At 56.4% G+C, this 5,288-nt stretch carries 3 rRNA genes; all 3 read right to left on the bottom strand.

The window, feature by feature from the left end:
- Positions 1-4: 4 nt before the first annotated feature.
- Positions 5-121: ribosomal RNA gene (gene rrf / locus ACWCPQ_RS34915) — 5S ribosomal RNA — on the bottom strand.
- A gap of 126 nt (positions 122-247) precedes the next feature.
- A 23S ribosomal RNA gene (locus ACWCPQ_RS34910) occupies positions 248-3,379 on the bottom strand.
- Positions 3,380-3,714: 335 nt separating this feature from the next.
- Positions 3,715-5,231 (bottom strand): 16S ribosomal RNA (locus tag ACWCPQ_RS34905).
- Together the 16S, 23S and 5S rRNA genes form the textbook arrangement of a ribosomal RNA operon.
- Between the last annotated feature and the right edge of the window lie 57 nt (positions 5,232-5,288).

The following is a 5,288-nucleotide window of genomic DNA, read 5'->3' as shown; positions in this document are numbered from 1 at the left end:
TATGTTCCGGCGGTGTCCTACTCTCCCACACCCTGTCGAGTGCAGTACCATCGGCGCTGGCAGGCTTAGCTTCCGGGTTCGGAATGGGACCGGGCGTTTCCCTGCCGCTATAACCGCCGTAACTCTATGAAACTATCCACAGAGAGCCACCCCCAACAATCCCGGGTACCGAACCCGGAATCATGGAGTGTCTTCTGTATCTGTGTGTTGTTTCAGATACTGCACAGTGGACGCGTAGCAATCTTTGTTCAGTAAGCCCTCGGCCTATTAGTACCGGTCACCTCCACACATTACTGTGCTTCCAGTTCCGGCCTATCAACCCCATGGTCTGTAGGGGGCCTTAACCACTCTAGGTGGTGGGAAACCTCATCTTGGAACAGGCTTCCCGCTTAGATGCTTTCAGCGGTTATCCCTTCCGAACGTAGCCAACCAGCCGTGCCCCTGGCGGGACAACTGGCACACCAGAGGTTCGTCCGTCCCGGTCCTCTCGTACTAGGGACAGCCTTCCTCAAGTTTCCAACGCGCGCGGCGGATAGAGACCGAACTGTCTCACGACGTTCTAAACCCAGCTCGCGTGCCGCTTTAATGGGCGAACAGCCCAACCCTTGGGACCTACTCCAGCCCCAGGATGCGACGAGCCGACATCGAGGTGCCAAACCATCCCGTCGATATGGACTCTTGGGGAAGATCAGCCTGTTATCCCCGGGGTACCTTTTATCCGTTGAGCGACACCGCTTCCACTTGCCGGTGCCGGATCACTAGTCCCGACTTTCGTCCCTGCTCGACATGTCTGTCTCACAGTCAAGCTCCCTTGTGCACTTGCACTCGACACCTGATTGCCAACCAGGCTGAGGGAACCTTTGGGCGCCTCCGTTACATTTTGGGAGGCAACCGCCCCAGTTAAACTACCCACCAGGCACTGTCCCTGAACCAGATCATGGTCCGAGGTTAGAGGTCCAATACGATCAGAGTGGTATTTCAACGATGACTCCACACACACTGGCGTGCATGCTTCACAGTCTCCCACCTATCCTACACAAACCGTACCGAACACCAATACCAAGCTATAGTGAAGGTCCCGGGGTCTTTTCGTCCTGCCGCGCGTAACGAGCATCTTTACTCGTAATGCAATTTCGCCGAGTCTGTGGTCGAGACAGCTGAGAAGTCGTTACGCCATTCGTGCAGGTCGGAACTTACCCGACAAGGAATTTCGCTACCTTAGGATGGTTATAGTTACCACCGCCGTTTACCGGGGCTTAAATTCTCAGCTTCGCGCCGAAGCGCTAACCGGTCCTCTTAACCTTCCGGCACCGGGCAGGCGTCAGTCCGTATACATCGTCTTACGACTTCGCACGGACCTGTGTTTTTAGTAAACAGTCGCTTCTCACTGGTCTCTGCGGCCCAAACCAGCTCAGGAAGTAAATTCCGTCACCAGCCCAGGCCCCCCTTCTCCCGAAGTTACGGGGGCATTTTGCCGAGTTCCTTGACCACAGTTATCTCGATCGCCTTAGTATTCTCTACCTGACCACCTGTGTCGGTTTGGGGTACGGGCCGTGTACCAACTCACTAGAGGCTTTTCTCGGCAGCATAGGATCACTGAATTCGCCTCAATCGGCTACGCATCACCTCTCAGGCTATATGCTGTGCGGATTTGCCTACACAACGCCCTACAGGCTTACACCAGTACAACCACTGACTGGCCCAGCTACCTTCCTGCGTCACCCCATCGCTTGACTACTACACCCAGGGTCGTGCGCAGCCGCTTTCAGCCTCCCGAAGGAGGTCCGTCCACATTTGGGCACTTAGCACAGATGATTCGCCATTGGGCGCGGATACACGGGTACGGGAATATCAACCCGTTGTCCATCGACTACGCCTGTCGGCCTCGCCTTAGGTCCCGACTAACCCTGGGCGGATTAACCTGGCCCAGGAACCCTTGGTCATTCGGCGGACGAGTTTCTCACTCGTCTTTCGCTACTCATGCCTGCATTCTCACTCGCGCAGCCTCCACAACTAGGTCACCCCGCTGCTTCCCTGGCTACACGACGCTCCCCTACCCAGCCACACCACTGCACACACCCCCGTAGAGGCATGTGGATGTATTGTGCGACTGCCGCGGCTTCGGCGGTGTACTTGAGCCCCGCTACATTGTCGGCGCAGGATCACTCGACCAGTGAGCTATTACGCACTCTTTCAAGGGTGGCTGCTTCTAAGCCAACCTCCTGGCTGTCTGCGCAATCCCACATCCTTTTCCACTTAGTACACGCTTAGGGGCCTTAGCCGGCGATCTGGGCTGTTTCCCTCTCGACTACGAAGCTTATCCCCCGCAGTCTCACTGCCGCGCTCTCACTCACCGGCATTCGGAGTTTGGCTGATTTCGGTAAGCTTGTGGGCCCCCTAGACCATCCAGTAGCTCTACCTCCGGTGAGAAACACGCGACGCTGCACCTAAATGCATTTCGGGGAGAACCAGCTATCACGGAGTTTGATTGGCCTTTCACCCCTACCCACAGCTCATCCCCTCAGTTTTCAACCTAAGTGGGTTCGGGCCTCCACGACGTCTTACCGTCGCTTCACCCTGGCCATGGGTAGATCACTCCGCTTCGGGTCTAGAACACGCGACTCAAACGCCCTATTCGGACTCGCTTTCGCTACGGCTACCCCACACGGGTTAACCTCGCCACATGCCACTAACTCGCAGGCTCATTCTTCAAAAGGCACGCCATCACCCACCACAGTAAACTGTGCACAGGCTCTGACGGATTGTAAGCGCACGGTTTCAGGTACTATTTCACTCCCCTCCCGGGGTACTTTTCACCTTTCCCTCACGGTACTAGTCCGCTATCGGTCACCAGGGAGTATTCAGGCTTACCGGGTGGTCCCGGCAGATTCACAGCAGATTTCACGGGCCCGCTGCTACTCGGGCACCCACTACAACAGAGAACGTGTTTTCGCCTACCGGACTCTCACCGTCTACGGTTGGCCGTCCCAGACCAATTCAGCTAACACGAACTTTTCTGACTGTTGCTCGCCACGGCAGTGACAAGAAAGTGAGCCCCACGACCCCACACGTGCAACGCCTGCCGGCTATCACACACGCATGGTTTAGCCTCATCCGCTTTCGCTCGCCACTACTCACGGAATCACATGTTGTTTTCTCTTCCTGTGGGTACTGAGATGTTTCACTTCCCCACGTTCCCTCCACACACCCTATATATTCAGATGCGGGTAACACGACATCACTCGTGCTGGGTTTCCCCATTCGGACACCCTCGGATCACAGCTCGGTTGACAGCTCCCCGAGGCTTATCGCAGCCTCCTACGTCCTTCATCGGCTCCTGGTGCCAAGGCATCCACCGTACGCTCTTAAAAACTTACAAAACAAAGATGCTCGCGTCCACTGTGCAGTTCTCAAACAACACACCCACCCAGAACTTTCACCCGCACCAGCCGAAAACTCCCTGAGAAGCCCTCGCGGTATGAACGGAGATCCGAGCGGATCGTATTATCTTGCCTGGAAAGAACGCCTGTTCTTTCAGGACCCAACAGTGTGTTGATATATCCACCACAACCAAGAGACACAGCCCTCAGCCATACGCAATGGAAGTTGTCAGCGTTCCACCCATGAGCAACCATCGGAAAACATTCGCTTCCGAAATGGCTCTGCCACCACCGGTACTCGACTCTTCGAGCCGGCGTGGAGAATGCTCCTTAGAAAGGAGGTGATCCAGCCGCACCTTCCGGTACGGCTACCTTGTTACGACTTCGTCCCAATCGCCGATCCCACCTTCGACGGCTCCCTCCACAAGGGTTAGGCCACCGGCTTCGGGTGTTACCGACTTTCATGACGTGACGGGCGGTGTGTACAAGGCCCGGGAACGTATTCACCGCAGCGTTGCTGATCTGCGATTACTAGCGACTCCAACTTCACGGGGTCGAGTTGCAGACCCCGATCCGAACTGAGACCGGCTTTAAGGGATTCGCTCCACCTCACGGTATCGCAGCCCTCTGTACCGGCCATTGTAGCATGTGTGAAGCCCTGGACATAAGGGGCATGATGACTTGACGTCGTCCCCACCTTCCTCCGAGTTGACCCCGGCAGTCTCTCACGAGTCCCCGCCATTACGCGCTGGCAACATAAGATAAGGGTTGCGCTCGTTGCGGGACTTAACCCAACATCTCACGACACGAGCTGACGACAGCCATGCACCACCTGTACACCGACCACAAGGGGGCCTACATCTCTGCAGGTTTCCGGTGTATGTCAAACCCAGGTAAGGTTCTTCGCGTTGCATCGAATTAATCCACATGCTCCGCCGCTTGTGCGGGCCCCCGTCAATTCCTTTGAGTTTTAGCCTTGCGGCCGTACTCCCCAGGCGGGGTACTTAATGCGTTAGCTACGGCACGGATCCCGTGGAAGGAAACCCACACCTAGTACCCACCGTTTACGGCGTGGACTACCAGGGTATCTAATCCTGTTCGCTACCCACGCTTTCGCTTCTCAGCGTCAGTTACTTCCCAGAGACCCGCCTTCGCCACCGGTGTTCCTCCTGATATCTGCGCATTTCACCGCTACACCAGGAATTCCAGTCTCCCCTGAAGTACTCAAGCCTGCCCGTATCGACCGCAAGCTCGGGGTTGAGCCCCGAGTTTTCACGATCGACGCGACAAGCCGCCTACAAGCTCTTTACGCCCAGTAATTCCGGACAACGCTCGCACCCTACGTATTACCGCGGCTGCTGGCACGTAGTTGGCCGGTGCTTCTTATACTCCTACCGTCACTTTCGCTTCGTCGGAGTCGAAAGAGGTTTACAACCCGAAGGCCGTCATCCCTCACGCGGCGTCGCTGCATCAGGCTTCCGCCCATTGTGCAATATTCCCCACTGCTGCCTCCCGTAGGAGTCTGGGCCGTGTCTCAGTCCCAGTGTGGCCGGTCGCCCTCTCAGGCCGGCTACCCGTCGTCGCCTTGGTAGGCCATTACCCCACCAACAAGCTGATAGGCCGCGGGCTCATCTTGCACCGATAAATCTTTCCACCCTCGACCATGCAGTCGAAGGTCATATCCGGTATTAGACCCAGTTTCCCAGGCTTATCCCAGAGTGCAAGGCAGATCACCCACGTGTTACTCACCCGTTCGCCGCTCGTGTACCCCGAAGGGCCTTACCGCTCGACTTGCATGTGTTAAGCACGCCGCCAGCGTTCGTCCTGAGCCAGGATCAAACTCTCCGTTGAAGACTCACAATCACACCCGAAGGCGCAATCAAAAGTACAAACTAGAGTCCGAAAACC

The organism is Nocardia sp. NPDC001965 (assembly GCF_053594175.1).
The sequence above is the reverse complement of the archived record's forward strand: the minus strand, read 5'-3'. Positions and strand labels throughout refer to the sequence as shown.